General features: G+C 70.9%; 28 protein-coding genes. 11 read left to right on the top strand and 17 right to left on the bottom strand.

Annotated features, from left to right (window positions below):
* The first annotated feature begins 20 nt into the window (after positions 1–20).
* On the top strand, positions 21–605 hold the full coding sequence (locus tag ACG00Y_RS22300) for a hemerythrin domain-containing protein (RefSeq protein ID WP_394482718.1): 585 nt from the start codon (positions 21–23) through the stop codon (positions 603–605).
* Here ACG00Y_RS22300 and ACG00Y_RS22295 read toward each other — a convergent pair whose 3' ends face one another.
* The 12 genes from ACG00Y_RS22295 to ACG00Y_RS22240 form a co-directional block, all read right to left on the bottom strand.
* Positions 606–1,514 (bottom strand): acyltransferase domain-containing protein, encoded by a 909-nt coding sequence (locus ACG00Y_RS22295; protein ID WP_394482716.1) that lies wholly within the window; start codon positions 1,512–1,514, stop codon positions 606–608. It lies immediately after the preceding gene.
* The gene (gene mdcB / locus ACG00Y_RS22290; protein WP_394482714.1) at positions 1,511–2,377 is read right to left on the bottom strand and encodes a triphosphoribosyl-dephospho-CoA synthase MdcB; all 867 of its coding nucleotides are present in this window, start codon (positions 2,375–2,377) and stop codon (positions 1,511–1,513) included. Before mdcB ends, ACG00Y_RS22295 begins: the two co-directional genes overlap by 4 nt.
* Positions 2,374–3,051 carry a malonate decarboxylase holo-[acyl-carrier-protein] synthase gene (mdcG, locus tag ACG00Y_RS22285; protein ID WP_394482712.1) on the bottom strand — a complete coding sequence of 226 codons (678 nt, stop codon included), beginning with the start codon at positions 3,049–3,051 and terminating at the stop codon, positions 2,374–2,376. The genes mdcB and mdcG overlap by 4 nt, the downstream gene beginning before the upstream one ends.
* Positions 3,048–3,749: a biotin-independent malonate decarboxylase subunit gamma gene (gene mdcE / locus ACG00Y_RS22280; RefSeq protein WP_394482710.1), complete on the bottom strand. Its 702-nt coding sequence runs from the start codon at positions 3,747–3,749 to the stop codon at positions 3,048–3,050. Before mdcE ends, mdcG begins: the two co-directional genes overlap by 4 nt.
* On the bottom strand, positions 3,749–4,612 hold the full coding sequence (locus ACG00Y_RS22275; RefSeq protein WP_394482708.1) for a biotin-independent malonate decarboxylase subunit beta: 864 nt from the start codon (positions 4,610–4,612) through the stop codon (positions 3,749–3,751). Before ACG00Y_RS22275 ends, mdcE begins: the two co-directional genes overlap by 1 nt.
* Positions 4,609–4,941: a malonate decarboxylase acyl carrier protein gene (mdcC, locus tag ACG00Y_RS22270; protein WP_394482706.1), complete on the bottom strand. Its 333-nt coding sequence runs from the start codon at positions 4,939–4,941 to the stop codon at positions 4,609–4,611. Before mdcC ends, ACG00Y_RS22275 begins: the two co-directional genes overlap by 4 nt.
* A gap of 16 nt (positions 4,942–4,957) precedes the next feature.
* On the bottom strand, positions 4,958–6,637 hold the full coding sequence (gene mdcA / locus ACG00Y_RS22265; RefSeq protein ID WP_394482704.1) for a malonate decarboxylase subunit alpha: 1,680 nt from the start codon (positions 6,635–6,637) through the stop codon (positions 4,958–4,960).
* A gap of 14 nt (positions 6,638–6,651) precedes the next feature.
* Entirely contained in the window at positions 6,652–8,025 is a 1,374-nt protein-coding gene (locus tag ACG00Y_RS22260) for an SLC13 family permease (protein ID WP_394482702.1), read from the bottom strand.
* Between the two features lie 145 nt (positions 8,026–8,170).
* Positions 8,171–9,109, bottom strand: a complete 939-nt coding sequence (locus tag ACG00Y_RS22255) for a LysR family transcriptional regulator (protein ID WP_394482700.1) — start codon at positions 9,107–9,109, stop codon at positions 8,171–8,173.
* Positions 9,110–9,159: 50 nt separating this feature from the next.
* Positions 9,160–10,584 (bottom strand): M16 family metallopeptidase, encoded by a 1,425-nt coding sequence (locus tag ACG00Y_RS22250; RefSeq protein WP_394482699.1) that lies wholly within the window; start codon positions 10,582–10,584, stop codon positions 9,160–9,162.
* 13 nt (positions 10,585–10,597) lie between these two features.
* Positions 10,598–12,019 carry a M16 family metallopeptidase gene (locus ACG00Y_RS22245; protein ID WP_394482698.1) on the bottom strand — a complete coding sequence of 474 codons (1,422 nt, stop codon included), beginning with the start codon at positions 12,017–12,019 and terminating at the stop codon, positions 10,598–10,600.
* An 85-nt stretch (positions 12,020–12,104) separates the two neighbouring features.
* On the bottom strand, positions 12,105–12,458 hold the full coding sequence (locus ACG00Y_RS22240) for a hypothetical protein (RefSeq protein ID WP_394482696.1): 354 nt from the start codon (positions 12,456–12,458) through the stop codon (positions 12,105–12,107).
* Between the two features lie 140 nt (positions 12,459–12,598).
* Here ACG00Y_RS22240 and ACG00Y_RS22235 point away from each other — a divergent pair, with 140 nt between their 5' ends.
* Positions 12,599–13,222, top strand: a complete 624-nt coding sequence (locus tag ACG00Y_RS22235; RefSeq protein WP_394482695.1) for a hypothetical protein — start codon at positions 12,599–12,601, stop codon at positions 13,220–13,222.
* A 39-nt stretch (positions 13,223–13,261) separates the two neighbouring features.
* Here the strand turns inward: ACG00Y_RS22235 and ACG00Y_RS22230 are convergent, their stop codons facing one another.
* The 3 genes from ACG00Y_RS22230 to ACG00Y_RS22220 are packed head-to-tail and all read right to left on the bottom strand — an operon-like array spanning position 13,262 to position 16,678.
* Entirely contained in the window at positions 13,262–13,564 is a 303-nt protein-coding gene (locus ACG00Y_RS22230) for a hypothetical protein (protein WP_394482693.1), read from the bottom strand.
* Positions 13,565–13,574: 10 nt separating this feature from the next.
* Complete coding sequence (locus ACG00Y_RS22225; RefSeq protein WP_394482691.1) at positions 13,575–16,133, bottom strand: serine/threonine-protein kinase; 2,559 nt, start codon at positions 16,131–16,133, stop codon at positions 13,575–13,577.
* A complete protein-coding gene (locus ACG00Y_RS22220; RefSeq protein WP_394482690.1) occupies positions 16,130–16,678 on the bottom strand; it encodes an ECF-type sigma factor in 549 nt (182 codons plus the stop codon). The genes ACG00Y_RS22225 and ACG00Y_RS22220 overlap by 4 nt, the downstream gene beginning before the upstream one ends.
* A gap of 86 nt (positions 16,679–16,764) precedes the next feature.
* On the opposite strand from ACG00Y_RS22220, the gene ACG00Y_RS22215 reads away from it, so the two are divergent.
* The gene (locus ACG00Y_RS22215; protein WP_394482688.1) at positions 16,765–17,010 is read left to right on the top strand and encodes a DUF3297 family protein; all 246 of its coding nucleotides are present in this window, start codon (positions 16,765–16,767) and stop codon (positions 17,008–17,010) included.
* Here ACG00Y_RS22215 and ACG00Y_RS22210 read toward each other — a convergent pair.
* Together ACG00Y_RS22210 and ACG00Y_RS22205 are read right to left on the bottom strand one after the other, a co-directional pair.
* Positions 17,001–17,387, bottom strand: a complete 387-nt coding sequence (locus ACG00Y_RS22210; RefSeq protein WP_394482687.1) for a hypothetical protein — start codon at positions 17,385–17,387, stop codon at positions 17,001–17,003. The two genes, ACG00Y_RS22215 and ACG00Y_RS22210, sit on opposite strands and share 10 nt — an antisense overlap.
* Positions 17,384–18,739, bottom strand: a complete 1,356-nt coding sequence (locus ACG00Y_RS22205) for a cytochrome P450 (RefSeq protein WP_394482685.1) — start codon at positions 18,737–18,739, stop codon at positions 17,384–17,386. The genes ACG00Y_RS22210 and ACG00Y_RS22205 overlap by 4 nt, the downstream gene beginning before the upstream one ends.
* A gap of 129 nt (positions 18,740–18,868) precedes the next feature.
* Between ACG00Y_RS22205 and ACG00Y_RS22200 the strand changes: the two genes are divergently transcribed.
* The 8 genes from ACG00Y_RS22200 (at position 18,869) to ACG00Y_RS22165 (ending at position 26,576) form a co-directional block, all read left to right on the top strand.
* On the top strand, positions 18,869–19,669 hold the full coding sequence (locus tag ACG00Y_RS22200; RefSeq protein ID WP_394482683.1) for a substrate-binding periplasmic protein: 801 nt from the start codon (positions 18,869–18,871) through the stop codon (positions 19,667–19,669).
* 47 nt (positions 19,670–19,716) lie between these two features.
* Positions 19,717–20,895, top strand: coding sequence for an acetyl-CoA C-acyltransferase (locus ACG00Y_RS22195; RefSeq protein WP_394482681.1), 1,179 nt, complete (start codon positions 19,717–19,719; stop codon positions 20,893–20,895).
* 2 nt (positions 20,896–20,897) lie between these two features.
* On the top strand, positions 20,898–21,524 hold the full coding sequence (locus ACG00Y_RS22190) for a LysE family translocator (protein ID WP_394482679.1): 627 nt from the start codon (positions 20,898–20,900) through the stop codon (positions 21,522–21,524).
* The gene (locus ACG00Y_RS22185; RefSeq protein ID WP_394482678.1) at positions 21,521–22,186 is read left to right on the top strand and encodes an SDR family oxidoreductase; all 666 of its coding nucleotides are present in this window, start codon (positions 21,521–21,523) and stop codon (positions 22,184–22,186) included. The genes ACG00Y_RS22190 and ACG00Y_RS22185 overlap by 4 nt, the downstream gene beginning before the upstream one ends.
* Entirely contained in the window at positions 22,183–24,201 is a 2,019-nt protein-coding gene (locus ACG00Y_RS22180) for a GDSL-type esterase/lipase family protein (RefSeq protein ID WP_394482677.1), read from the top strand. The genes ACG00Y_RS22185 and ACG00Y_RS22180 overlap by 4 nt, the downstream gene beginning before the upstream one ends.
* Before the next feature lie 174 nt (positions 24,202–24,375).
* Entirely contained in the window at positions 24,376–24,846 is a 471-nt protein-coding gene (locus tag ACG00Y_RS22175; RefSeq protein WP_394482676.1) for a MaoC family dehydratase, read from the top strand.
* A gap of 42 nt (positions 24,847–24,888) precedes the next feature.
* Positions 24,889–25,362, top strand: a complete 474-nt coding sequence (locus ACG00Y_RS22170) for a hypothetical protein (RefSeq protein WP_394482675.1) — start codon at positions 24,889–24,891, stop codon at positions 25,360–25,362.
* A 77-nt stretch (positions 25,363–25,439) separates the two neighbouring features.
* Positions 25,440–26,576: an acyl-CoA dehydrogenase family protein gene (locus tag ACG00Y_RS22165; RefSeq protein ID WP_394482674.1), complete on the top strand. Its 1,137-nt coding sequence runs from the start codon at positions 25,440–25,442 to the stop codon at positions 26,574–26,576.
* Positions 26,577–26,651 lie beyond the last annotated feature (75 nt).

Here is a 26,651-nt window from a genome sequence, read left to right as displayed (position 1 = left end):
GTGATCCTGGAGAGCACCGCATGATCTTCGACGCCATCCGCGAAAGCCACGACCTGCAGCGCGACCTGTGCCGCAAGCTCACCGCGTCACGCGGCGACATGGCCGCGCGCCAGCTGCTGTTCCTGCAATTGAAGGTCGAGCTGATGGCGCACGCCGCTGCCGAGGAGCGCCACCTCTACGTGCCGCTGCTGATGGAAGACGGCGGCCTCGATGCGTCGCGGCATGCGCTGCATGAGCACCACCAGGTCGACGAGCTACTCGAGGACCTGTCGGTGCGAAACAAGCAGCAGGACGGCTGGATCGCCACGGCCAAGACGCTCAGCTTCAAGGTGCGCCACCACCTGAAGGAAGAAGAGTCCAAGTTCTTCCAGGTGGCCGGTCGCCTGCTGCCGGACGCGAAGAAGCAACTGCTCGCCGGCAAGTACAAGCGCGAGCTGGTGCGCATGCGCAAGCACTACGCGGCCGAGTTCCAGACGGTGGCCGTGTCCGAGGCCACCGGCCTGGTCAAGCCGGCCAAGCCGGCGGCCGACAAGCCGGCGACGCGCGGCAGTGCCAGCGCCGGTGCAACGCTGCGAGGCAAGAGCGCGCCCCGCCGCACGCGCTGATCACCCATCCGCCAGCCCGTTCACCCAGGTGGCAACTGCCGCCGCGCTGCGGAAGTCGTCGCAGGCGCGGGCGGGAATGGCCTGGAAACGCTGGTTCCACATGTGCGCCAGCGCCTGGCCGGGGCCGACCTCCAGCACGCAGGCCACCTGCCTTGCGGCCACGTGGTCCATGACCGCGTCCCAGCGCACCGTGTGGTCGATCTGGGCCGACAGCCCGACGCGCGCTGAAGCCGCATCCCGGATGCGATCACCGGCGCTGCCGAACAGCAGCGCGCGCGGCGGGTCGAAATGCACCGTCGCCAGCGTGTGCGAGAAGTCCTGCGCCGCCTCGCGCATCCACGGCGTGTGCGACGCGACGTTGACCCGCAGCCGGGTGCATTGCGCGCCGGCCAGCGTGGCGATGCGCTCTGCCTGGTCCAGCGACGCATGCGGGCCGCCGAGGATGCTGCTGTCCACGCCGCTGCGGATGGCGATGGCCAGGCCGGTGTCGGCCATCAGCCGCTCCAGGCGCTGCCCGCCCAGCCCGCTGACGGCCAGCAGGCCGCCGGGCGCGTGCTTGGCACAGCGATCCATTGCGGCGGCCCGCGCCGTCGCCAGCGCCGCAGCCGTCTCCGCCTCGAACACGCCGGCCGCGCTGAAGGCCGGCAGCTCGCCGACGCTGTAGCCGGCCACCGCAGCCGGCACGCCGACATGCGGTGCCAGTTGTTGCCAGGCGGCCAGCGACAGGCCCGTCAGCAGCGTCTGCGCCACGTCGTTGCGCTGCGCCCAGGCCGGGTCGGCCAGCGCGGCGCGCCAGTCGGTCACGCCCAGCCGGGCGCAGGTGGCGCGCACCAGGTCATCGTCGGCCAGCCACGGCAGCATGGCGGCGTGCTGCGTGCCCTGGCCGGAGAAGAGCAGCGCGAAGCTCATGCGAGTGCGCACACGCGGACGACCCAGCAGGCCGCCGACAGCGTGTCTGCCGCGCCACCGGGCGACAGCCGGCGCGCCACGAAGTCCCGCGCGACCGACTCGGCCCGCCGCAGCCCGCCGGGCGCCGCCGCGCCGCCGGCGTCCAGATAACGTTGTGCGCTGCGCTGCGCATGCCGCAGGCCGGCCATGCCGCCACGATGGGCGAGGTTGCTGTCGTCCAGCACGGCCATGATGTGGAACAAGGTGTCGAGCCGCGCCTGCTGCGGGGTCAGTCCGCGCGCCAGGGCCGAACTCAGTGCGGGCACTGCCGTTTCGAACACGACCGGAAAGGCCGCTGCGGCCTCCTGCGACGCGCTGCGCAGGCCGTGGCGTTGCGCGGCGATGCCGCCCGGCAGTGTCGACACGCGCTGGCTGCGCAGGGCGAGCGCCTCGCCCCAGTGCCGCTGCAGCGCGTCGCGCAGCTCGGCCGGCCGCGCGATGCCGTCGCGTTCGCGTGCCACCGCGCCGGCCGAGGCGCACAGCAGGCCCAGCATGAAGATCGCGCCGCGATGCGTGTTGACACCGCTGGTCGCGGCCAGCATGCGGGCCTCGGCCTCGATACCCAAGCGTTCCAGCTCGCCGAACTCTGCGCCCTCAAAACCGGCGGCGGCGATCAGCCCGAAGTAGCGGCGCAGCGCGAACAGGCTGCGCATGAAGGTCTGCGCATCCATGTCGTCGTGGCTGCCCTGGTCCACCAGCGTGACCAGCCCCGGTTTGGGCGACAGCGCCAGCTCGTCGTACAGCGCCAGCGTGGCCGCACGGCCAATGCCCACAGGCGCCGGCCCGTACGCGGCGACCGCCGTGGCAGCGGCGCGGCGCGTCATGCGGCCTGCGCGAACGTCGTCGCGCTCCACCGGGCCGGTGACTGCAGCAGGCTGTTGCCGTCGGTGGCCTTCACCAGCAGGGACTTGACCCGCCCGCTGCGCCAGTTCACCCACTCGCGCCAGGCCACCGCGCCGCCGTCGACGAACATCAGCTCACCGTCCAGCCGCAGGCCGCGATACGCAAAGCCCTGCAGGCAGGCGGCCGCCGCATCGGCCTGCTCCATGTCGGTGACCGACAGCCAGAGGTCGATGTCCGACCCCGGGCGCACATGGTCCAGCCCGCTCAGCAGCTCCCAGCCATAGCTGCCGTAGACGCGCGCGTTGGCGCCGACGGCCTGCAGGCCCTGGCACAGCGTTCGCCAGGCGGGCCTGGCCGGCGCGGGCAGGCGGCGGCCCGCGTGGTGGAGCAGCGGGAACTCGTCGAAGTAGGCGACCTCGCTGCGGGCAACGCTCAGTGCCAGGCGGCGCCGGCCCCAGCGGCCGGGTGCGGGCAGGCCGAGCGAGATGCGGTCTTCATCCTTCGGGTCCGCCTGCCGCGTCACGACCAGCGGCAGCCGCGCGGCCGCCCAGTGCGCGAGGCAGGCGCGTGCGACGGGGTCCCAGTCGCCTGCCAGCAGCGTGCGCCAGCCGGCATCGCGGAGCCGGGCGAGCTGGTGTCGGTGCAGCGGCGTCATGGCGCATCGAGCACGCGCTGCACCACCGGCGCGGCCATGCGCCGGCCGCCGCGCTGCTGGCCGTCGGCGGCGCGCTCATCCTGCACCGGCGCGTTCGCCAGCGCATCGCGCAGGGCGGCGGGCAGGTCGCCCTGCCACAGCCCGCGCACGCCGCCCATCGCCACGTAGTTGCCCACGCCCGGCGCGAACACGGGGTTGCTCTGCGACAGCTCGGCCAGCCGCGCCTCCGGCAGCTTGGTCACGCGCGCCATTGCCGGGATGCGCATGACGCGGATCTCGGCCTCGGGCAGGGCGTAGCAGGCGTCGGCGATCAGCCCCGAGGTGATGAAGCCGCCGGACAGCGCCTGGTCGTACACCAGCCCGATGACGCGGTGGCCGCGCCGACGGGCCAGGTCCAGCGTCATGCCGAGGTGGGCCATCGCGCGGTTGATGCCCAGCAGCTCGTCGCGCCGGCGCAGCTGCTGGCCCTGCGTGTCTATCAGCAGCAGGATGGCGCGGCCGGGGTGTTGCGTCATCGTGTCCAGCACCGCGCGAGCCTGGGCCAGCGCAAGCTGCACGCCGATGGGCGCGTGGTCGGTGGTGCCGATGACGGTGAGCGGTTCGCCGTCGAACTCGACCTCGCCGCGCAGCACATCGCCGTCGCGCTGGATGCCATGGTCGGTGCCAAAGAGTTGGCTTGCAAGCGTCTGCCAGGCCATCAATGCACTCCCAGTGATTGCAGGGCGGCCACGTCGAGGTCGGGCACACGCGCCGCCTCGGCGATACCCAACGCCGTCCACAGCGCGACGGCTTCGTTGCCGTCGAAGCGCAGCCGGCTCGCGAGCAGCGCGTGCTCTTCCTCAAGGCCGGCCAGCGTGACGGGGCGGGCCTTGTCCAGCGCCGCAATGGCCGCCGCGCGGAAGGCGGCCACGTCGTCGTCCACCAGCGCGTCGCAGTCGCCGCTCAGCCAGCGGTGCTTGCCGCCGGTCGTGCGCCAGACCAGCGCGCGGTCGCGCGAGTCGAACTCCTCGACGCCATGCGAGGCCTCGATCACCTCGGGGCCGGACATGGCCAGCCGGCCCAGGTCGCTCATGACGATGTGGTCGGCGCAGCGCGCGACGATGCCCATGCCGCCGAAGCAGCCGTTGGCGCCGCCGATCAGCACGACGACCGGGATGCCGGCCGCGCGCACGTCGAGCAGCGCGCGCATGACCTCGGACACGGCGATGAGGCCGGCATTGGCCTCGTGCAGCCGCACGCCGCCAGACTCGGCCAGCAGCAGCACGGCATCGGGCCGGTCGCGCGGCGCGCGCCGCAGCAGGCCCACCAGCTTGGCGCCATGCACCTCGCCGACGCCGCCGCCCATGAACTCGCCCTCCTGCGCGGCGACGAACACCGGCCGGCCAGCCAGCGTGGCGCGGCCGATGGCGACACCGTCGTCGAAGGCCGAGGGCACCCCCAGCTGGGCCAGGTGCGGGCTGGTGACCCGCTCGCTGGGCGGCAGCCACTCGTGGAAGGAGCCGGCGTCCAGCAGCAGCGCCAGCCGCTCGCGGGCCGAGCATTCGGCAAAGCTGGTGCTCATGGCTGGCCTCCCGGCAGTTCGGCGACGGCCTGGTCCAGCCGCAGGCTGACCACCGCCGGCGTGGCGCCCATGTCGTTGATGGAGATGCGCACGCCGGCCAGCGGGTGGCGGGCGTGGAAGTCGTCCATCACCGCCTGCCAGATGGGGCCGAAGCCGCGTGCGGAGGTCTCGACGCGGACGGTGCAGTCGGCGCCGGCAGCGGGCTCCAGCATGACCTCCAGATTGCCCGAGCCGACCACGCCAACCAGCACGGTCGCAAAGGCCCCGGCCGGCTGGCCGCCGGAGAAGGAGAAGTTGAGGGTTTCGAGCCCTGCGGGGACGTTGCTCATCGTGGGTTCTCCTTGGCTACCAGTTCCTGAAGCGCTTGGGCGGCTGGTACAGCCCGCCCGAGGCCGTCACCAGATCGCGCATGCTGCGCGCGGCCAGCAGGTTGCGCGTGGCCTGCCGAGGGTCGATGCCCAGATCCTGCGGCCGGCGGATGACGCCGCGGTCACGCAGGTTCTCTACCGCGCGCTTGTCTCTTGCCAGGCCCACCGCCGTGTAGCCGGCCACGCCCCGGATCGCCTGCTCGCGCTCGGCATCGCTGCGGCACAGCAGCAGGTTGGCAATGCCTTCTTCGGTCAGGACGTGCGACACGTCCTCGCCGTAGATCATGATGGGCGGCAGGGCCATGCCGGCCTGCTCCTGCAGCGTCCAGGCGTCGAGCCGGTCGACGAAGGCGGGCTGCATGTGCTCGCGGAAGGTCTCCACCATCTGCACCACCAGCTTCTGCCCGCGCGGCGTGCCGGCGGCGCCGCTGCGCCCCTGCCGCGCCTCGCGGCCGGCCTTCAGCCAGGCGGGGCTGGCGTGGCGGCGGCCGCGTGCGTCGGCGCCCATGTTGGGCGCGCCGCCGAAGCCGGCGATGCGGCCCAGCGTCGCCGTGGAGCTGTTGCCGTCGAGATCGATCTGCAGCGTGGAGCCGATGAACATGTCGCAGGCGTAGTGGCCGGCTGCCTGGCAGAAGGCGCGGTTGCTGCGCAGGCTGCCGTCAGCGCCGGTGAAGAAGACGTCGGAGCGGGCGCGGATGTAGTCCTCCATGCCCAGCTCGGAGCCGAAGGAGTGCACCGACTCGACCCAGCCGGCCTCGATGGCCGGGATCAGCGCCGGGTGCGGGTTCAACGCCCAGTGCTTGGCTATCTTGCCCTTCAGCCCCAGCGATTCGCCATAAGTCGGCAGCAGCAGCTCGATGGCCGCCGTGTCGAAGCCGATGCCGTGGTTCAGGCGCTGCACGCCGTATTCGCCGTAGATGCCCTTGATGGCCATCATGGCCATCAAGACCTGGATCTCGCTGATCTGCCCTGGGTCGCGTGTGAACAGCGGCTCGATGACGTTGGGGCGCGGCGCCTTGACGACGAAGCTGACCCAGTCGGCCGGGATGTCGATGCGCGGCAGGGCACTCCCCTCCGCCACGATCTCGTTGACCTGGGCGATGACGATGCCGCCCGAGAAGGCCGTCGCCTCGACGATGGCCGGCGTGTCCTCGGTGTTGGGGCCGGTGTAGAGGTTGCCCTGGGCGTCGGCCGCGTGCGCGGCCACCAGCGCCACCTTGGGCGTCAGGTCGACGAAGTAGCGAGCGAACAGCTCCAGGTAGGTGTGGATGGCGCCAATCTCGATCTGGTTGCGCGACACCAGCTGCGCCAGCCGCGCGCCCTGCGGGCCGCTGAAGCTGAAGTCCAGCCGCGAGGCGATGCCGTTCTCGAACACGTCCAGATGCTCGGGCAGCGCCAGCACCGACTGCACCATGTGCAGGTGGTGCACGCGCTGCGGGTCCACCTGCACCAGCGCCTTGGCCAGGAAGTCGGCCTGCTTCTGGTTGTTGCCCTCCAGGCAGACACGGTCGCCGGGCGCGATGACTGCTTCGAGCAATTGCCCGATGGCATCAGCCTGGACCCGCTTGCCGGCCAGCCGCGGGCCCAGTGCCTCGGCCGCTCGCGCCAACCGAGCGGCGCGGTCCTCGGCCTTGGTGTTCCATTGCTTGGCGTTCATGGGCATCCGATCCTTCACAGCACGACGAAGAGCAGCCAGACCAGCACCGGGGCCACCACCGTCACGATGGCGCCATAGGTCATCAGTTGCCGGAAGAACACATCGCGGTCGATGCCCTTGGCATTGGCCAGCACCAGCGCGCCGTTGGTGGAGAAGGGGCTGACGTCGACGATGGTCGACGACACCGCCATCGCCGCGATGAAGCCGATGGCGCTGACGCCCGTGTCGCCCTGCAGGAACGGCACCGCAAGCGGTATCAGCGAGCCCAGCACGGCCGTCGACGACGCAAAGGCCGACACGACGGCGCCGACGAAGCACAGCAGCAGCGCGGCCATCAGCGGCGAGGTCAGGCCCGCCACGCTGTGGCCGACGAAGTTGATCGTGCCCATCTTGTCCATCACGCCCACATAGGTGCTGACGCCGACGATCAGCATGATCTCGGGCCACGACACCTGGCCCAGTGCGCGCTTCTGCAGGTTGGGCGCCATCAGCGTCAGCAGCAGGCCGATGGTGATGGCCACGAAGCCGATGTCCAGCTTGTAGAACAGCGTCAGCACGGCCAGCGCGATCAGGCCGCCGACGGTGGCGAGCTGGTAGCCGCGCGACCCGGCCTGCGTGTTGCCGCCCGGCGCGGCATCCATCAGCGAATCGCCGTCCGGCGTGGCCGTGCGGCGTTCCTCGGACAGCGCCTCGCCCTCGGCATCGCCGTAGATCTGCGCGCCGCCCTGGCCATGCGCCACGCGGCCGACGGCCGGCATGGCGCCGCTGGCATCGGCCTTCTGGCGCAGCAGCTTCATGCCGCCCAGCAGGAAGAACAGCAGCAGCGACACCGACAGGTTGACGCCCAGGCTGGCCAGCATGGTCGTCATCTCGCTCAGCGGCAGGCCGGCCTTGGCGACGATCTTGTTGGTGATGCCGCCGTAGATGCTGATCGGCGAGAAGCCGCCGCCCTGCGCGCCGTGCACCACCATCAGGCCCATCAGCAGCGGGTTGATGCCGTACCTGGCCGCGAAGCCCAGCGCGATGGGCGCAATGATGGCCACCGCCGCCGGGCTGACCGCGCCGACCGAGGTCAGCAAGGCCGCGATGAAGAACATGATCCACGGGATGGCCGCAATGCGGCCGCGCACCGCCCGCACCGCCAGCCGCACCAGCCAGTCGATGGTGCCGTTGTTCTGCGCCAGCGCGAACAGGTAGGTGATGCCCACGAGCGTCAGGAACAGGTCGGCCGGAAAGCCGGCCATGATGGCCTTGGCGTTCATGCCGGCGGCCAGCGTGCCGACGAGGAAGGCGCCCACGAAGGCGATCACGCCCATGTTGATGGGCAGCACGGTGGCCACGACGAACATCGCGGCCAGTGCGTAGATGGATATCCAGTGAGCGCTCATTGATCTGTCTCCTGCCGTTGTGGCGGACGGCACGTGTTGCGCCGTTCTTGTGGGTGCGGAAGGTACGCAGCCCCTCAGGAGCGATCAATGCAGCGCGAGGCCCGACCTTTACGCTGGCCGGAACGATCGCGGGTAAACCTGTGGCTCAGCCCGCATCGGCCCGCGCCAGCCGGCACACGGCCAGCAGTGCCAGCAGGTTGGGGTCACGCTCACGCGTGCGCAGGAAGTGCAGGCCGATGGTCTGGCGCATCAGGTACTTCGGAGCCAGCGGGATGAACTGCACCGTCTGCGGCATCACGCTGCGCACACGGCCGGGCAGCAGCGTGCAGCCCAGCCCGCCACTGACCAGGTTCATCAGCGAAAAGATGTCGCCCGTCTTCATCACCACGTTGGGCGTGAAGCCGGCCACCTTGAAGGCCTCCATGAAGCCGCTGTAGGTGACGAAGCCTTCGGTCAGCGTGACGAAGCGCTCGTCGGCACAGCTGGCCAGGTCGATCTCGTCGAGCGCCGCGTAGCGCGAGCCGGCGGGCGCGGCGAAGAAGATGTCGTCGACGAACAGCGGCTCGGTCTCCAGGTCGGCCGTGCCCTCGGGCGAACCCATCAGCGCGGCATCGACGGCGCCGTCGCGCAGCTTCTGCAGCAGGTCGGCGTTGGAGCCCAGCACCAGCTCGGTCTGCACGTCGGGCTTGCGCAGCTTCATGGCCATCACCAGCGCCGGCACGGTGTGGTGGCTCAGCGAGTACAGCGAGCCGATGCGGATGCGGTCGGCCGAGTAGCCGGCCACCTCGCGCGTCGAGCGGATGCCCTCGTTCATCGTGCGCAGCACCTCGCGTGCCACCTCGGCCAGCGCCTGCGCGGCCTCGGTGGGGTGCAGGTTGCGGCCCTCGTGCCGAAACAGCGCGCAGCGCAGGCCCGCTTCCAGCGCATGCAGCGCGCGGTGCACGCTGACGGCGCTGGTGCCCAGCAAGTCGGCCGCGCGCGCCAGGTTGCCGGTCTCCATGAAGGCCAGCAGGATCTCCAGCCTGCGGAAGGTGATTTCTTCGTCGACGCGCACCGATGCCATGTCCCCGGGATAGGACTTCATCCTAGGGCACGACCCGGGCAGCGACTGCCCGGGCCCGCTCGGTCAACGGCTCAGGGCTTGACCGTCGTGAACTCGCCGAACGCCTTCAGCTGCTCGGCGATCTTGGCGGAGTCGCCCACCACCACCCAGCTCTGCTCGTCCGGGTTGAAGTACTTCTTGCCCACCGCCTGCACCTCGGCGGCCGTGACCTTCTGCAGCGCCGGCACGAACTTGCCGAGGAAGTCCGCCGGCAGGCCCACCAGCCAGTTGCCGGCGAGCTGGCGCGCCACCGAGCCCTGCAGTTGCGTGCTGACGAGGTAGCTGCCGGCCATGTAGCGCTTGTTCATCGCCAGCTCGTCCTCGGGCACGGGCTCGGCGCCGATGCGGCGGTACTCCTTGACGTACTCGGTCATGGCCGCCGCCGTCACCTCGTTGCGCACGTCGGCGCCGCCGGTGATGGCGCCGCCGACACGCCAGGACTGGCCGCCGGCACGGGCGCCGTAGGTGTAGCCCTTCTCCTCGCGCAGGTTCTGGTTCAAGCGACTCGAGAAGCCGGTGCCGATGACGGTGCTGGTCAGCCGCAGCGCGACCTGCTCGTCGCCGCTGGCCGGCATGCCGGGGCGGCCCAGGCGCAGCGTGGCCTGCACGCTGCCCGGGCGCTCCAGCAGCAGGCGCTGCACCGGCGCGGTCGCGGCGGGCGGCGCCACGTCGGGCACCGCATCGCCGCTGGCCTTCCAGTCGCCGAAGGCCTCGCGGGCCAGCTTCAGCGCGGCGGCCGAGTCGATGCGGCCCGTGATGACCAGCAGCGCCCGGTCCGGGCGGAAGCGCCGTGCATGCTCGGCGCGCAGGCCCTCGGCCGTCACCGCCTGGATGGCGGCCTCGGTCTCCTGCGTGCGGCCGTAGGCGTGGCTGCCGTAGATGGCGCCGTCCAGCGCCTTGGCGGCGCGGAAGGCCGGCTGCGTGCTGGCGGCCTTCAGGCCTTGCAGCGCATTGGTCTTGGCGAGTTGGACCTCGCTCTCGGGGAAGGCCGGCTGGCGGGCGACCTCGGCCAGCAGCCTGGCCATCGCGCCGGCGTGCGAGGCCAGCGCATTGCCGTAGACGCTGATGCCGTCGTTGCTGGCGCCCGCGCCCACGCCACCGCCCATGGCCTGGGCGGCCTCGGCGATCTGCCTGGAGCTGCGCTGCGCCGTGCCTTCGGACAGCAGGCCCGCCAGCAGCTTGGCGCGGCCCGGCGCGTCTGCCGCGTCGGCACTGAAGCCGGCGCCGCGCACGGCCAGTACGTAGTCCACGCGCGGGATGCCGTTGCGGGGCACCACCCAGACCTGCAGGCCGTTGGGCAGCGTCTGTTGGGTGATGTTGGGCACGGCCAGCGGCTTGTCCTTGCCGAACGGCGGCAGCTCGGCGGGCAGGGCAACGGTGGCGGCCTGCGCGGCGCCTGCCAGGGTCAGCGCGGCGGCGATGAAACCGAGGCGGAAGGAGGAGGGGATGATTTTCATGACGGCTCCGGCATCAAGGTTGGGAAGCCGGCTTGGCGGCAGAGGCGGCCGGGGCCGGCGCGGCCAGCATGGCGGCGGGCTTGCGGTCGATGACCGAGCGGTTGGCCTTCGTCAGGTAGGTGGCGGCCACACGCTGCACGTCGGCGGACGTGACGCCCTCGATCCAGCCCGGCACCTTGTTGATGACGGTGGCGTCGCCCCACAGCGCCTGCAGCTTGGCCAGGCGGTCGGCGCGGCTCAGGAACATCTCCACGCCGTTGTACCAATCGGCCAGCAGCGCGGTCTTCAGGTTCTTCAGCGTCGCGGCATCGACACCGTCCTTGACGATGCGGGCCACTTCCTCGTCGATGCCGACCAGCAGCGCGTCGGCCGTCGTGTTGGGCTTGTAGAGCGCGAACACGGTGAACAGGCTGGGGCCGTCGTACTCCCAGATGCTGGTCAGGCCGTACAGCGAGTTCACGTTCAGCGCCAGCTCGCGGCCCTTGACCAGGCCCTGGTAAAGGCGCGACGCGTCACCGCCGGCCAGCAGCTGGCCCAGCACGGCAAACGGGGCCTGGTCACGGCTGCCGCGGTCCGGCAGCTTCCAGGCGGCGGCGATGGCGGGCACCTGGGCCAGCTTGTCGGGCTGGGTCAGGCGGCGCTCGGCGGTGTTCAGGCCTTCGCGGAAGTCGCTGGGCTTGGGTGTCGGCCGCGCGGCGATCTTGCCGAAGTACTTCTCGGCCAGCGCAAAGCCCTGGGCCGGCGTCACGTCACCGGCAATGGACAGCACCGCGTTGTTCGGGCCGTAGAAGTCGCGGTGGAAGGCGCGCACGTCGTCCAGGTTGGCGTTCTCCAGGTCCACGAAGCTGCCGTAGCCGTCGTGCTTGTTCTCCCATTTGTCGAAGGCCAGGCCGCCGATGTCTATCCACATGAAGCCGCCGTAGGGCGCGTTCTGCACGTTGACGCGGATCTCCTCCTTCACGACGTCCTGCTGGTTCTTCAACGTCGTGGCGTTGAAGTCCAGCGTCGTCATGCGGTCGGCCTCCAGCCACAGCATGGTCTCCAGCGCCGAGGACGGCGCGGTCTCGATGTAGTTGGTGAAGTCGGGCCGGGTCGAGCCGTTGTTGTTGCCGCCGCCGGATGTGATGACCTGGTCGAATACGCCCTTGGGCGCCTTGGGCGTGCCCTGGAACATCAGGTGCTCGAACAGGTGGGCGAAGCCGGTGCGGTTCTTCGGCTCCAGCCGCATGCCCACCTTGTAGACCACGCTGATGCCCACGGTCGGGCTACTGGCGTCCGGCGAGATGACGACGGTCAGGCCGTTGGCCAGCTTCTTCGTGTGGACGGGAATCTGCCAGCGGTCGGCCTGGGGTGCTGCCGTGGCGGGGCTGGTGGCAAGCGCGAGCATGGCGGCGCTGATGGCGCCCAGCACCGCGCGGCGGGTGGTCTTCAACATGGGGTCTCCTGTGGGGGAACGGCGCGCAGTTTCCGCTCTTTTGCGCGGTGTGCCGCATGGCACACCGGGAAACCCCGGGGCGTACCTAACGCGCCTGCGACGCGGCGGGTGCTGCCGGGCTGACGGGCAGGTCGAAGTCGAAGCGCTGCTCGAACACATGTTCGCCAGGCTGGCAGGAGGCGCGTCGCAGGGCGGCGTCGATGGCTTGCGTCAGCCGGCGCTGCGCACGGCGATCGACACCACCCTTCAAGGACGTGATCTCCACCATGCCCACGATGCGACCGTCCTTCACTTGCGCCTTGGCCTGGTAGGCCGCGTGACCGCGCCACTCTACGTTTGAGACCTTGGGCTGCGGTACCTTGCAGATCGGGGCCGCCTCCTGCGCCTGCGCGGACATGGCCAGCAGCAGCGCCGCGAGGCCGGTGAGAACGTCCTTCATGTCTTGCCTCCCTGTTGAGCGGCGCAGCCTAACCGGCTTGCTGCGGTGAATAGTCACCTCGCTGATCTTTCCAGTGAGCGTTTCTCCGTCCTTGTTGACAAGCCCGGCATGTCGCCGCGCTTCAACCACCGGAGACCATCATGGCCGCATTGCCCGTCACCATCGCCCTGACCAAGATCAAGTGCAAGATCGAGACCGACGAGGTCGGCTCGGACGAGCCCTATGTGCTCGTCACCGCCGTCGACCTGAGCAACCCGCTGCTGCCCAACGCCGAGGTCACTCTCTACGGCCCCTGGGGCGACGTGGATGAGGGCGAGACCCGCACCACGCAACCCATCCCGCCGGGCGTGGACCCCAACGACCTGCCCTTCATCATCTGGCGCCGCAACGCCTGGGGCCCGTCGGGCCAGGCCAAGGTCATCGCCAACCCGGCCCATGCCGTCATCCTCGTGTCGATGATGGAGCACGATGACGGCAAGGCCGGCACCGCGCGCGGGCTGGCCAAGGCGGCGGCGGTCAGCTCGCTGGCGGCATCGATGGGCATGACGCGCGAGCAGCGCGTCAACAAGCTCAAGGCCGACATCCATGCCGCCTTGGGCATCCCCACCGGCGCGCCCAACTTCGACGACCGCGTGGGCGGCACGAAGGAGTTCGCGCTCAGCGCCAACCTGCTCAATGTGGCCGCCGGCCCGAAGAGCAAGATGCTGACCATCGTTGGCGACGGTGGCAAGTACGACGTGACCTTGCAGGTGAAGAAGGGGTGAAAGGACGGCGGCGGCTGAGATTCAGCCGCCGCGCCTGATTCACTTGCTGATGACCTTCTCGGCCGGGCAGACGCCGGTCGGGTCGGGGCACTTGGGCTTCTTGGGGCCGATCTGCTGGCCGCTGACGCCTTTGTTGCTGCCGATGCCGCCGCCAGAGCCGCCTGCCTTCGGCACGCTGCCGGTGCCCGTGGCGGTGCCGGCCGTCGTGGCGCTGGCGGCGGGCGTGACCTTGGCGGCCTTTGCTGCCGGCGTAGGGGTCGCCTGCACGGCGGTGTTCGCAACGGCGATGGCCGCGCAGAGGCTCAGCAGCAGTCCAAGCGGGCCTGTGATGAAGTGGCGCATATTGTTCCTTTCAGTAGCGCAGCAGCGCGATGTGAGCGGCCCGGGGCGGGCGTGGAGAAGAGGACAGAGACGTCAGCTCGGCGCGCACTCGGGCCGCGTCGGCCCGAGTGTCCAGCGCCTGGCCGTACAGCGCCAGCGCGGCCTGCGCGCGCGGCCGGGCGTCGGGATCGAGCGTCCAGGCGGCCACGGCGGCAAGGGCTTGGGTGCGCAGCCGGTCCGGGTGGCCAGGCGGCAGGCCGAGGTCGGCCGCCCTCGCTGCGTCGTCGAGGTGCCGCCGGGCCGTGTCGACCTGGCCCAGCTCCAGATGAGCCAGGCCCAGCAGGGCGAGTCCCAGCCAGCGGTCGGCCGGGTCCGCCGCACCGCTGTCGTGTGCGCCCTGCAGCCACGGCAGGGCCAGTTGCGGGCGGTGGCGGCGCAGCTCCGCTTCGCCCTGCAGCAGTTGCGCGCGCCAGGCCCAGGTCGAGCCGGCGGTCGGTGAAAAGTGGGCCCAGGCGGCGCGTAGCCGCGGTTCGGCTGCGGCCGGCAGGCCGGTGCGCAGTTCCAGCCGCGCCAGGATGAGGCCGAGCAGCGGCCGCGTGTCGGGATCGGCTGCTGCGCTGGCGTCCGCCAGGGCCTGACGTGCCTGCACCAGCGCGGCCTCTGGCTGGCCGTGGTGGAACAGCGCTGTCGCCCACCAGGCGCGAGCGTAGAGCGTGTGCGTGTGTTGGCTGCCCATCACGCGGGTGAGCGCCTGCACCGCGTCGCGCAACAGCGGCACCGCCTGCACGTAGCGGCCCAGCTCCACCTCCAGCGTGGCGGCCGATAGGCGCGCGATGGCAGCATCCACCGGCCGCGCAGACTCGGTCGCGGCCGCGACGGCGGCGAACCATTGCCGTGCCTCGCCCCATTGCCCTTGTGCGCGGGCCACCGTGGCCAGCAGGTCCGCTGCCTTGACGTAGGCGCGGTGCTGCGCCGAATGCCGGGTCTGCGCCTCGGTGACAGTCTGCGTCAGCAGTGCGCGCGCCTCATCCAGGCGGCCGGCATCCAGCGCGATCTCGCCCAGGCTGGCGCGCGCAAACAGTGCGAACTCATCGCTGCCCGAGCTGGTCACTTCTCGCAATAGCGGCTCGGCTCGGGTCGCCTCGCCCTGGTGGCGCAGCACGGTGGCCAGCTCAAAGGCCACCTCGCGTTGTTCCCTGCTTGCCGTGCGGCCTTGGCGCACGGCCTGATCCCTGCTGAGCTGCAGCGCCTCGTGCGCCAGCGCGGGGTCGCCGTTCTGCGCCAGCAGCAGCCCCAGCGGCCGCGCCACCTCGGCCAGCAACGTCGTGTCGTCGCCCAAGCGCCGCTTGGCCTCGGTCCAGCTGCGCCGCAGCAGCTCGATCATCGGCACGGTGGCGCTGCCCGACGCGTCGGGGCTAAGCCCGGCCAGCAGCTCGGTCAGCACGCTTTGCACGCGGCGCGTGCGCTCGGCCTCCAGGCGAGCCTGCTGCCATTGCCAGGTCGTCGTGGCGACGCCGGCCAGCAGGCTGGCGACCACCAGGCCCAGCGCGGCCAGCTGCAGCCGGTAGCGGCGCGCGAACTTGGCGCTGCGATAAGCGAGCGAGTCCGGCCGGGCGCTGATGGGCTGGTGGCCGAGATGCCGGCGCACGTCGTCGGCCAGCGCGCTGGTGCCGGCATAGCGCTCCTCGGGCCGGGCCTTCTGGGCCTTGGCGACGATCAGCGCCAGCTCGCCGCGCAGCGCCGGGCCAGGCTCTCGTTTGCCGGTCAGCAGCAGGCACAGCAGGCGGCCCAGCGCGTACACGTCGGTGGCGGTGCTGACCGGTTCGCCGCGCAGCTGCTCGGGCGCGGCGTACTCGGGCGTGAGGCCGGCGGCGGCCTGCGCGGTCAGCTCGTGATCGGTGTCGTCCGCGAGCAGCTTGGCGACGCCGAAGTCCAGCAGCTTCACCTGCCCCTCGGCCGTGACGAGGATGTTGCCGGGCTTCAGGTCGCGGTGCACCACCAGCCGCGCCTGCGCGTGGGCCACCGCGTCGCAGACCTGCAGGAACAGCCGCAGCCGCGCGGCCACGTCCAGGCTGCGTGCGTCGCACCAGCTGTCGATGCGCTCGCCCTCCACCAGCTCCAGCACCAGGTAGCGCGTGCGCGTGCCGCCCAGCAGCGCCTCGCCGACGTCCAGCAGCTGGGCGATGTGCGGGTGTGTCAGCCGCGCCAGCAGCTCGCCCTCGCGGTGGAAGCGCGCCCGCGCCGCCTCGCCGCGCCAGGGGCTGTGCAGCAGCTTGATGGCCGCCTCGCCCTGGTGGGCGCCGTCGCTGCGCCGCGCGCGCCACACCTCGCCCATGCCGCCGCTGCCGAGCGGGGCAACCAGTGTCCAGGCTCCGAGCACTTGACCGGCCAGTTCGGGGGCGGCAGGGAGCGCGGCCGGCTCGGCGAGGAAGTCCTGCGCTTCGGCGTCGCGGTCGGCTCTGATGAGCGCTTCGAGCCGCTCACGTTGCGCCGGTGGCAGCTCTGCCAGCAGGGCTTCGCGTTCGGCGGGGCTCGCGTCCTGCCAGGCGTCAAAGGCCGCCAGCACGCCGGCCCGATCAAGGGTGTTCACGTTTGCAGAGCATCGAACAGAAAGGCCCGCGCCTTGCGCCAATCGCGCTTGACCGTTGGCACCGACACCTCCAGCACCTCGGCGATCTCCTCCAGCTCCAGCCCGCCGAAGAAACGCATCTGCACGACCTGGTGCGCCCGGCCGTCGGCGCGCTCCAGGGTCTGCAGCACCTCGTCGAGCTTGAGCACGTCGGGGGGCGCGAGCTGGTCCATCGCGGTGGTCGACAGCGTCACGTTCAGGCCGCCGCCGCGCTTGTCGGCATAGCGCTCGCGCACATGGTCGACGATGACGCTGCGCATGACCTTGCTGGCATGCGCAAAGAACTGGCCGCGGTGCAGCGCCCCTTCGCGCCCCGCACTCTTCAGCCACACCTCATGGATCAGCGCCGCCGGTTCCAGCGTCATTGGCGCGTGGCCGGCGAGGTGGCTGCGCGCCAGGCGCTTCAGCTCGGGGTAGAGCAAGGTGTAAAGACGGTCACGTGCGTCGGCCTGGCCGCCGGCCAGGGCCGACAACAGCTGGGTGATCTCGCTGATCTCTTCGTTCATGGGCGCGATGCTCGGCCCCGGCGGCGCGAACCGGTATCCCCAGCTCAGGGACAATGCGCGCCCTGCCTCACCGCACCTGAACCTCCATGTCCGAAGCCACCCGCCCCGAACTCCCCGACCACCTCAGCGTCGACCCGCGCAGCCCCCACCACGTCGCCGCCGTCTTCGAGCACGACATCGGCATCCGCTTCAACGGCAAGGATCGCCAGGACGTGGAGGAATATTGCATCAGCGAAGGCTGGGTCAAGGTACCCGCCGGCAAGACGCTGGACCGCAAGGGCCGGCCGCTGTGCATCAAGCTCAAGGGCGTGGTGGAAGCCTTCTACCGCTGAGACATCAGCACCAGCGCTGCGGTCGCCAGCAGCGCGATCCAGGCCGGGTGACGGCTGCGGTTGCTCCACAACACCAGGCCGGCGCCGGCCGTGAGCGCCGCGGCGGCGATGCCTTCGACGACGCCGCCCGAGGCCGCCCGCGCCGCCGGTTGCGCCAGCCACAGCAGCAGCGCCGCGAAGGCCCAGGCCAGCACCGTCACGAGATGCCAACTGGCCCACAGGATGCGCGTCTGGAAGCCACGCAGGACCGGAGCGCCACCGCTGGGCACCACACCGCCGTCGCGCAACTGGCGAAAGACCATCAGCTCGCCCAGCCACGAGTGCGCGAGGCCGGTGACGAAGACGAGCGCGGCGGCAGCCACGAGCCAGGCGTTCAAGCGGGTCTCCTGGTCAGCCGCAGCGTCAGCCCGCCGTCGGGCCGCAGCGTGACGGCCATGCGCGGCCTTGGCGGCTCGGCGCTGGCGGGGCTCAGCTCAAAACGCTGCAGCAGCAGCGCGGCGATGAGCGTCATCTCCAGCGTGGCGAAATGCTGGCCCAGGCAGACCCGCGGGCCCAGCCCGAACGGGATGTAGGCGCCGCGCGGGATGGCGTGCGCGGGGTCGCCAAGGAAGCGCTCGGGCTTGAACTGCAGCGGTGCGTCCGGCCACCAGCGTGGGTCGCGGTGCAGCAGCCAGGGTGTCACGCGCACCAGGGTGCGGGCCGGCAGGTGCACGCCGCCGACGGTGATGTCGCGCGTCAGCCGCCGTGTCAGCATCGCGGCGATGGGTGGGTACAGCCGCATGGCCTCCTTCAGCGTGGCGGACAGGTAGGGCAGCGCGCTCGCGTCGTCGGCCGTCGGCGTGCGCCCGGACAGCACCGCGTCGACCTCGGCACGCGCCTGCGCCTGCGCCTCGGGGTGGGCGGCCAGCAGCCAGCTCCACCACAGCAGCGCCGTCGCGCTGGTCTCGTGGCCGGCCTGGAAGCTGACCATGCACTGGTCGTAGACCTCCTGCGGCGACAGCGCCTCGCCGCTCACCTCGTCGCGCAGCGCCATCAGCATGCCCAGCAGATCGGGCTTGATCTCCGAAGACGCGCGGCGCGCATCGATGTGCCCTGCGAGCAGGGCGTTCAGCAGCCGTGACGCGCGGCGCTTGGCGGCCTTGCCGGGCAGGGGCAACCAGTCGGGCAGCGTCGTCGGCCAGAACATCTCGCGCAGCGCCGTCTCGCTGAGCACCTGCACCGCGTTGGCCGCCGCCGCGGTGTCGCTGCCGATGGGTGTGCTGAACAGCGTGCGCGAGATGACGTCCATCGTCAGGCGGCTGAACAGCGGGTCCATCGCCACCTCACCTTCTGCCACACCGTCCAGCGCGGCGGTGGCGGCCTCGGTCATCAGTGCCGCGTAGCCGGCTACGCGCTTGGGCGTGAAAGCCTGCATCAGCATGCGGCGCTGGCGTTGCCAGGTCGCACCCTCGGTCACCAGCACGGACTGGCCCATCAGCTCGGCGAACACCTCGACACCGCGCTGCCAGCGCACCAGCGCGTCGGCGTGGTCCACCAGGATGGCGCGCAGCAGTTCGGGGTCGAAGACATCGACGCCGCGCTCGCCGAGGATCTGCTGGCGCACCAGGTCGCCCAGCGGCCGCTGGGCGGTGATGACGGCCAGATAGTCGCGCCGCATCGCGGCCAGCACGGGCAGGCCCCACCAGCGGTCTGGATGGCTGGGCAGGTCGTTCAGGGTCGTGGCTTTCATGGCCGCCATCCTGCACTGGGCACCGCAGGCCGTGTTGAACGAATGCGACAGCTGCGAAGAGGCGTTCCGGCCTGTCGTTTGTGGCGACGAACGCGCAGAAATGAACAGGCCCGCACCTAAACTTCTTGCATGAGATGGAGGCTTGGGCTGGCCGTGTGGGCGGGATGCGCGTGGACGATGGCCGCGGCCGCGCCGGCCTGCCCGCAGCCCCTGCGCATCGGCTTCAACGACAGCGCCACGCCGCCCGGGCTGATGGGTCAGGGAACGCGCTTCGCCGACCCGCCGGGCTGGGAGGTGGACGCCGTGCGCGACGCCCTCAAGCGCCTGGGCTGCAAGGGCGACCTGGTGCGCCTGCCCGGCCGGCGGCTGAGTGCGTCGCTGACGCAGGGCGGCCTGGACTTCGCGCTGCTGTACGGCGTCACGCCGGAGCGGCTGCGGGTGCTGCGCTTCCCGCTCGACATGCAGGGCCGGCCCGATCTGGCCTGGGCGCCGGTGTTCGGCAACCTGGCCTTGTTCGCCCGCGCCGGCACAACGCCCGATGCCGGCTGGACGGGGCAGCGCCTGTCGCCCCGCTGGCGCGTCGGCGTCGTCGTGGGGTCGGTGCAGGAGGCCATCGCCCGCGACCGGGGCTGGCGGGTCGAGCCGGTGCAGGCGATGGAGGCCGGCGTGGCCATGCTGAAAGTGGATCGCTTCGACCTGCTGTTGACGACGCGCGAGGCGTTGACGCCCGAGGAGCGCGCCGGCCTCGTCGAATGGTCGCCGGTCGTGGCTCGCCTGCCTTATTTCATGCCGGCGTCGCCCGCCTTCGAGCAGCGCCACCCGGGCTGGACGCGTGCCTTCTGGAACGAGTTCTGCCAGGCCGTGCGGCGCCTGGAGCCGGATGTCCGCCCCGCGGAGTGCGGCATCGTTCCGCCCGCGACGCTGCGCTGATCCAGCGCGCGAGAATGACGGCTTCGTCTACCAACGGAGTCCAAAACATGTCCGAGACAATCGTCATCGTGTCCGCCGCCCGCACCCCCATCGGCGGCCTGCTGGGTGATTTCGCCGGCCTGGCCGGCTGGGAGCTGGGCGCTGTCGCTATTCAAGCCGCCGTCGAACGTGCCGGCGTGCCGGGCGATGCCGTCGATGAAGTGCTGATGGGCAATTGCCTGATGGCCGGCCAGGGCCAGGCACCCGCCCGCCAGGCCGTGCGCAAGGCCGGCCTGCCCGATTCGGCAGGCGCCGTGACGCTGAGCAAGATGTGCGGCTCCGGCATGCGCGCCATGATGTTCGGCCACGACATGCTGGCCGCCGGCTCGGCCGAGGTCGTCGTGGCGGGCGGCATGGAAAGCATGACCAACGCGCCCCACCTGATGTTCGCGCGCAAGGGCGTCAAGTACGGCGCGGCGCAGATGTACGACCACATGGCCATCGACGGCCTGGAAGACGCCTACGAGCGCGGCAAGGCCATGGGCGTGTTCGCCGAGCAGTGCGTCGCCAAGTACGCTTTCAGCCGCGAGGCGATGGACCAGTTCGCCATCACGTCCACGCAGCGCGCTAAGGCCGCCAACGAGAGCGGCGCGTTCGACTGGGAGATCGCGCCGGTCACGCTCAGCTCGCCCAAGGGCGACACGGTGGTGAAGTTCGACGAGCAACCCTTCAAGGCCAAGCTCGACAAGATCCCGGCGCTCAAGCCCGCCTTCAAGAAGGACGGTGCGATCACCGCCGCTACGTCGTCCAGCATCTCCGACGGCGCCGCCGCGCTGGTGCTGATGCGAGAGAGCACGGCCAAGGCACGTGGCCTGACGCCCGTGGCCCGCATCGTCAGCCACTCGGTGCACGCCCAGGCGCCGGACTGGTTCACGACCGCGCCGGTCGGTGCCATCCAGAAGGCGCTGGCCAAGGCCGGCTGGGCGGCGTCCGACGTGGAACTGTGGGAAGTCAACGAGGCCTTCGCCGCCGTGACGATGGCCGCGATGGCCGAGTTCAAGCTGCCGCACGACATCGTCAACGTCAACGGCGGCGCGGTCGCGCTGGGCCACCCGATCGGCGCCAGCGGCGCGCGCATCGTCGTCACGCTGCTGGGTGCGTTGAAGGCGCGTGGCTTGAAGCGTGGGCTGGCGGCGCTGTGCATTGGCGGCGGCGAAGCGACGGCGATGGCGGTCGAACTGCTGTAGCCATGCTCGGCACCCACGACCTGCCGCTATTCGCCGTCACCGTGTTCGTGCTGAACGCGACGCCCGGCGTCGACATGGCCTACGCGGTGGCCGCCACCTTGCGTGGCGGCTGGCGCCAGGGCGTGGCGGCGGCGGTCGGCATCATGGGCGGCTGCGTGCTGCACACGCTGGCGGCGGCGTTCGGGCTGGCGGCGCTGCTGGCGACTTCGGCCGAGGCCTTCGCGGTTCTGAAGTACGTGGGTGCGGCGTATCTGCTCTACGTGGCGTGGGGAATGGCGCGCGCCGGGTTCAAGCCTTCAGTGGCGGGCGAAGTCAGCGCGCCCCCCTCGCTGTGGCGCACGGCGCGACAGGGCTTCTTCACGAATGCGCTGAACCCCAAGGTGGCGCTGTTCTTCCTGGCGCTGCTGCCGCAGTTCATCGACGCTGCCGCGCCGAACAAGACGCTGGCCTTCTTGTTCCTGGGGGGCTGGTTCATCGTCCAGGGCCTGCTGTTCATGCTGGCCTTGATCGCCCTCGTCGCGCCACTGCGCCGCACCAAACCGCACCCCTGGGTGGGGCGCGGCCTGAACCTCGGCGGCGCCGGACTTTTCACTCTGCTCGCGGCCAAGCTGGCGCTCACCAAACCATGAACGTCCTCATCATCGGCGCGTCGCGCGGCCTCGGCTTCGAGTTCGTCCGCCAGTACCGCGCGGCCGGGGCGCGCATCACGGCCACGGCGCGTGACGAGACGGCGCTGGGCCGGCTGCGCGAGCATGGCGCCCTGGCGCTGACGCTGGACGTGGCAGACACGGCCAGCGTGTCGGGCCTGGCCTGGCTGATCGACGGTGAGCGCTTCGATGTCGTCGTCATCAATGCCGGCGTCTACGGCCCCGAGACGGCAGGCCTGGAGACGCCCACGGTGGCCGACTTCGACGCCGTCATGCACACCAACGTGCTGGGCCCCATGCGGTTGCTGCCGCAGATCGCGGAGGCGCTGGCGCCCGGTGCGCGCGTGGCCATCATCTCGTCCAGGATGGGCTCCATCGGGCTGCGCACCAGCACGGCCGGCTGGCTCTACCGGGCCTCCAAGGCGGCGGTGAACTCGGTGATGAAGGACGCGTCGCTGGCGCTTGCCGGCAAGGCCACCGTCATCAGCTTCCACCCCGGCTGGGTGCGCACCGACATGGGCGGTGCGGGCGCCGACATCGACACCGCCACCAGCATCGCCGGCATGCGCACCGTGCTGGCGAGCGTGAAGCCGTCGGACACCGGCAGCTTCTTCAACTACGACGGCCAGAGGCTGGCCTGGTGAGGGCGCTGCGGGCGCTCCTCGGCGCCGCCGCACTGGCGCTGAGCCTGGCGGCGTCTGCAGCGCCCCCGTTGCACTTCAGTTTCGCGGCCACGCCCGCGCCCGGCGCGGTCAGCCTGCGCTGGAGCAGCGACGGCGGCGCGCCACGTTTCGACGCGGCCACCGGCTACGGCTTTGTCGAGCGCACGTCGGCGCTGCCGGCGCGCAGCGTGCACGTCGCGACGGTGCGCAGCGCGGCGGAGGGCGCCACCATCAGCGAGCCCGACCTCGAGACCGGCGACGACGCCAACCACCACGGCCTGGCCTTTCGCATCGCCGCGCCGCCGGGCGCCTATGCGGTGCGCGTGCGCACGACCGTGGGCGCGGACGAGGCGACCGTGTCCATCAGCGGGCTGCAGACCAGCCGGCTGCTGTCCACGTCGTTCTGGGATGCCGCCAGCCGGCTACCCAACCGCAATCGCATGAGGGTGCAGGGCCGTGACTGGCACTACCGCCACGTCAACGGCCGCGGCTTCATCGACATCGAGGTGGAGCCGCGCCGGCCCCGCGTGGCCGTGGGGCTGGAGGAGGTCGAGCTGCAGCCGCTGCCGCCCGAGCCGCGCGCGGCGGGCACGTTGCCGACGCTGTTCACGCTGGGCGACTCGACGATGAAGACCTACACCTTCGACGAGGCGCCCATGAGCGGCTGGGGCCAGGTGCTGGGGCGGCTGTTCGACACGGAGCAGGTCAGGCTGCAGAACTACGCCATGGGCGGGCGCTCCTGGCGCAGCGCCTACACCGAAGGGCGGCTGAACGGCCTGCTGCTGGCCGCACGGATGGGCGACGTGGTGCTGATCCAGTTCGGCCACAACGACGAGAGCACCGACGAGGCCCGCCGCTGGGGCCGGGGCGGCAGTGAGGCGATGGTGGAGGAGCTGATCCGCGAGGTCTATCTGCCCGCCATCCGGGCGCGCGGCCTGCGCCCGGTGCTGGTGACGCCGATGGCGCGCGTGCCCGGCGCGCTGAAACCGGGCGAGGCCTATGTGGACTCCTTCCAGACGCGGCGCTTCCCGGCGCTGCTGCGCCGCCTGGGGGCCGAGCTGGGCGTGCCGGTCGTCGACCTGAACGCGCGCAGCGTGCAGTTCTACAACCAGGCCGGTCCGGCGGCCGTCACGGCGATGGTCATGTCCATCGAGGCCGGCGAGACGCCAGGCAAGACCAACACCGGCAGCTATGCCAACGGCCACCCGGCGGACAAGATCGACGGCACGCATTTCAAGGAGGCGATGTCCCGGCAGTACGCGCGGTTGGTCGTCACCGAGCTGGCGCGGCTGGCCGGGCAGGGCGACGCTCTGGCGGGCAGTGTGACGGCCTGGCTGCGCCCCGACGTGAAGGCGGCGCTGGCGGCGGGCGACTGGTCGGCCGTCTACCCCGAGATCGCGCGCGACATCGTCGACGGCGAGGGCGCCTACTACCGCAACCAGATCGAGAAGTTGCTGCAGCTGGGTGTGCTGAGCGTGGATGCGCAGCGGCTGTTCAATCCTGGCCAGCCCATGGATTCAGGCGAGTTCGCCACCGCCCTGGCCCGGCTGCTGAAGCTGCCGCCAGAGGAGCTTGCAGGCACCGGGCCGCTGACCCGCGAGGCCATGGCGGTGCTGCTGTTGCGCGCCTACGAGGCGAAGTTCCGCAGCAAGCCGGCCTACATGACTGACTACAACGGCGCCGGTGCCGTTGCCGCCGCGGCGCGCGACCCCAACCTGGACGGCGGCGCACGCCATGCGCGCTACGACCCCTTGCTGCCCTGGGCGGCGCTGGTCGACAGCGCCCAGGTCACGCCCGCGCTGGGCCCCCAGGTGCGTCAGGCCTACGAGCTGGGGCTGATCCGTTCGGAGCGGGGCATCGCGCGCGGCCGCATGCTCAACGGCGATGCTCTGGAGCCGCAGACAATCGTCAGCCGTGCCAAGGCCGCCAAGGCGCTGTACTTCATGTGGGTGTTGGCCCAGCCGCCCAAGGCTCAGAACGAGCAGGGCTGGCCCTGAGGGGGTGAGCGGGTACGCCGGTTGCCACACGTCACCGGCGCAAGGATTTGTTACCTCCGAGCAGGTGGTGACCGCTGCTAACGTCATGCTCCGGGCATCTTGCTTGCTTATATTGAATCGGACCCCGCGAGTTGCTCGCCGGGTCGCTCCCAAACTGCAGTACCAGGAGAAATGATGGACGCCCCCGTCGCCGAATCCGGCACCAGCACCCTCGTCAGCGTCGGCGAGACCTGCGAGCGCGTCGTGCGTTTCACCCGCGAGGACATCGCCACCTTCGCCCGGCTGACGAACGACACCAACCCGCTGCACTTCGACACCCAGGCGGCCCAGCGCGCCCGCCATGGCGAGATCATCGCCAGCGGCCAGCAGACGACAGCCATGATGATCGGCCTGGCGGCCAGCCACTTCTCGCGCAGCGACGACGGCAACGACCGCGAACTGCTGTGCCTGAACTTCAACTTCGCCTTCAAGGCACCCGTGTTTGCCGAGCAGGAACTGGTGTTGCACTGGCGCGTGGCCACCGTGGAATGGAACGCCACGCTGGGCGGCTGGCTGGCCCACGTGGACGGCCGCGCGACGGTGCGGCATGCCCACCCCTGCGTCATCGGGCGGGGGACGTTGCTGGTGAAGGGCATCGCAGGCTGAGTTCCCCACGAGGCCCAGTTCCGCCGCGAGGTGATCAGCGACATGGTGGACCCGGTGCGCGGCTGCCACCAGGCGAAGGACGCCGAGGGGCAGCCGGTGGTGTCGTGGCTTGAGCGCCAGCAGTGCCGGTTCGCGCTGGGCGTCATGCCGGAGCAGAGCCGGCAAGACAGCGACGCGCGCTGGCTGCGGCATCTGGCGACGCTGCCGGCGACGGGGCCGGCCGCCTGCGAAGTGTTTCAGGCTGAGCCCTGGATAGAAACCACGCCCTGGCCCGCCTGGCGGAACACGGTGACACGCTGGCTGCTCGAAGTGCCGGGCGGTCACTTGGCGGGCTACGCCGCCCGGCATTCCGACCTGGAACTGCTGCGCCAGACGCTGCTGGCAACCTTGCAGGGTCAGCCGTTGCCGGCCGGAGTCCTCATCGAGCGCAAGGCCGAAGGCCAGATCTTTGCGGGCTGCCAGGCGCGCCTGGGGCCGAAGGTCTCGCGCGAGCCGATCAGGCTGCCGGCGCTGTAGAGGCGGCTCGCTTTGCGGTGATCCCGTGGCGCGCGGTTGGACAATGGCTCACCGCAACACCAGAGGTCGAGCTCACCATGCTCCTGTCCGAAGACCACCTCGCCGTGCAAGACGCTATCCGCGCCTTCGTGCAGGCCGAGATCGCTCCCCACGCCGCCGCCTGGGACAAGAGCCACCACTTCCCCGCCGAACAGCTGAAGGGCCTGGCCGGCCTGGGCTGCTACGGCGTCGCCGTGCCCACCGAGTGGGACGGCGCCGGCCTGGACTACCTGGCCCTGGCCGTCATCCTTGAAGAAATCGCCGCCGGTGACGGCGGCACCAGCACGGTCGTCAGCGTCAACAACTGCCCGGTCTGCTCCGTCCTGATGGGCTTCGGCAACGACGACCAGAAGGAGCGCTTCCTCAGACCCCTGGCGCGCGGCGACATGCTGGGTGCCTTCTGCCTGACCGAGCCGCACGTCGGCTCCGAGGCCGGCGGCCTGCGCACCACCGCTGTGAGAGATGGCGACGACTATGTGCTCAACGGCGTCAAGCAGTTCATCACCAGCGGCAAGCATGGCGACGTTGCCATCGTCATGGCCGTGACCGACAAGGCCGCCGGCAAGAAGGGCATCAGCGCCTTCCTCGTGCCCACCGCCACGCCCGGCTACACGGTCGCGCGCATCGAAGAGAAGATGGGCCAGCACAGCAGCGACACGGCGCAGATCCTGTTCGAGAACTGCCGCGTGCCCGCCGCCAACCGGCTGGGCGAGGAAGGCCAGGGACTGAAGATCGCGCTGTCGGGCCTGGAGGGCGGGCGCATCGGCATCGCGTCGCAGGCGGTGGGCATGGCCCGGGCCGCGTTCGAGGCGGCGCTGCGCTACAGCCGCGACCGCGTCACCTTCGGCCAGCCCATCTTTGAGCATCAGGCGGTGCAGTTCAAGCTGGCCGACATGGCCACGCAGATCGAGGCCGCCCGCCAGCTGATCTGGCATGCCGCCAGCCTGAAAGACGCCGGCCGGCCTTGTTTGAAAGAGGCCGCCATGGCCAAGCTCTTCGCCAGCGAGATGGCCGAGCGCGTCTGCTCCGATGCCATCCAGATCCACGGCGGCTACGGCTACCTCAGCGACTTCCCCGTCGAGCGCATCTACCGCGATGTGCGGGTGTGCCAGATCTACGAGGGGACGAGCGAGGTGCAGAAGATCCTGATCGGGCGGGCGTTGGCGGCGGGGTGAAAGGGTGCGCGCTGGCCAGGCGATGGCCGGTTTCATGCTGCAATGCAGCACGGCTAGAAGCTATCCCGTCGGCGC

Source organism: Pelomonas parva (genome assembly GCF_043555835.1).
GTDB classification, from domain to species: Bacteria; Pseudomonadota; Gammaproteobacteria; order Burkholderiales; family Burkholderiaceae_C; genus Pelomonas; species Pelomonas parva.
This window is presented reverse-complemented; position numbering and strand designations above follow the sequence as displayed.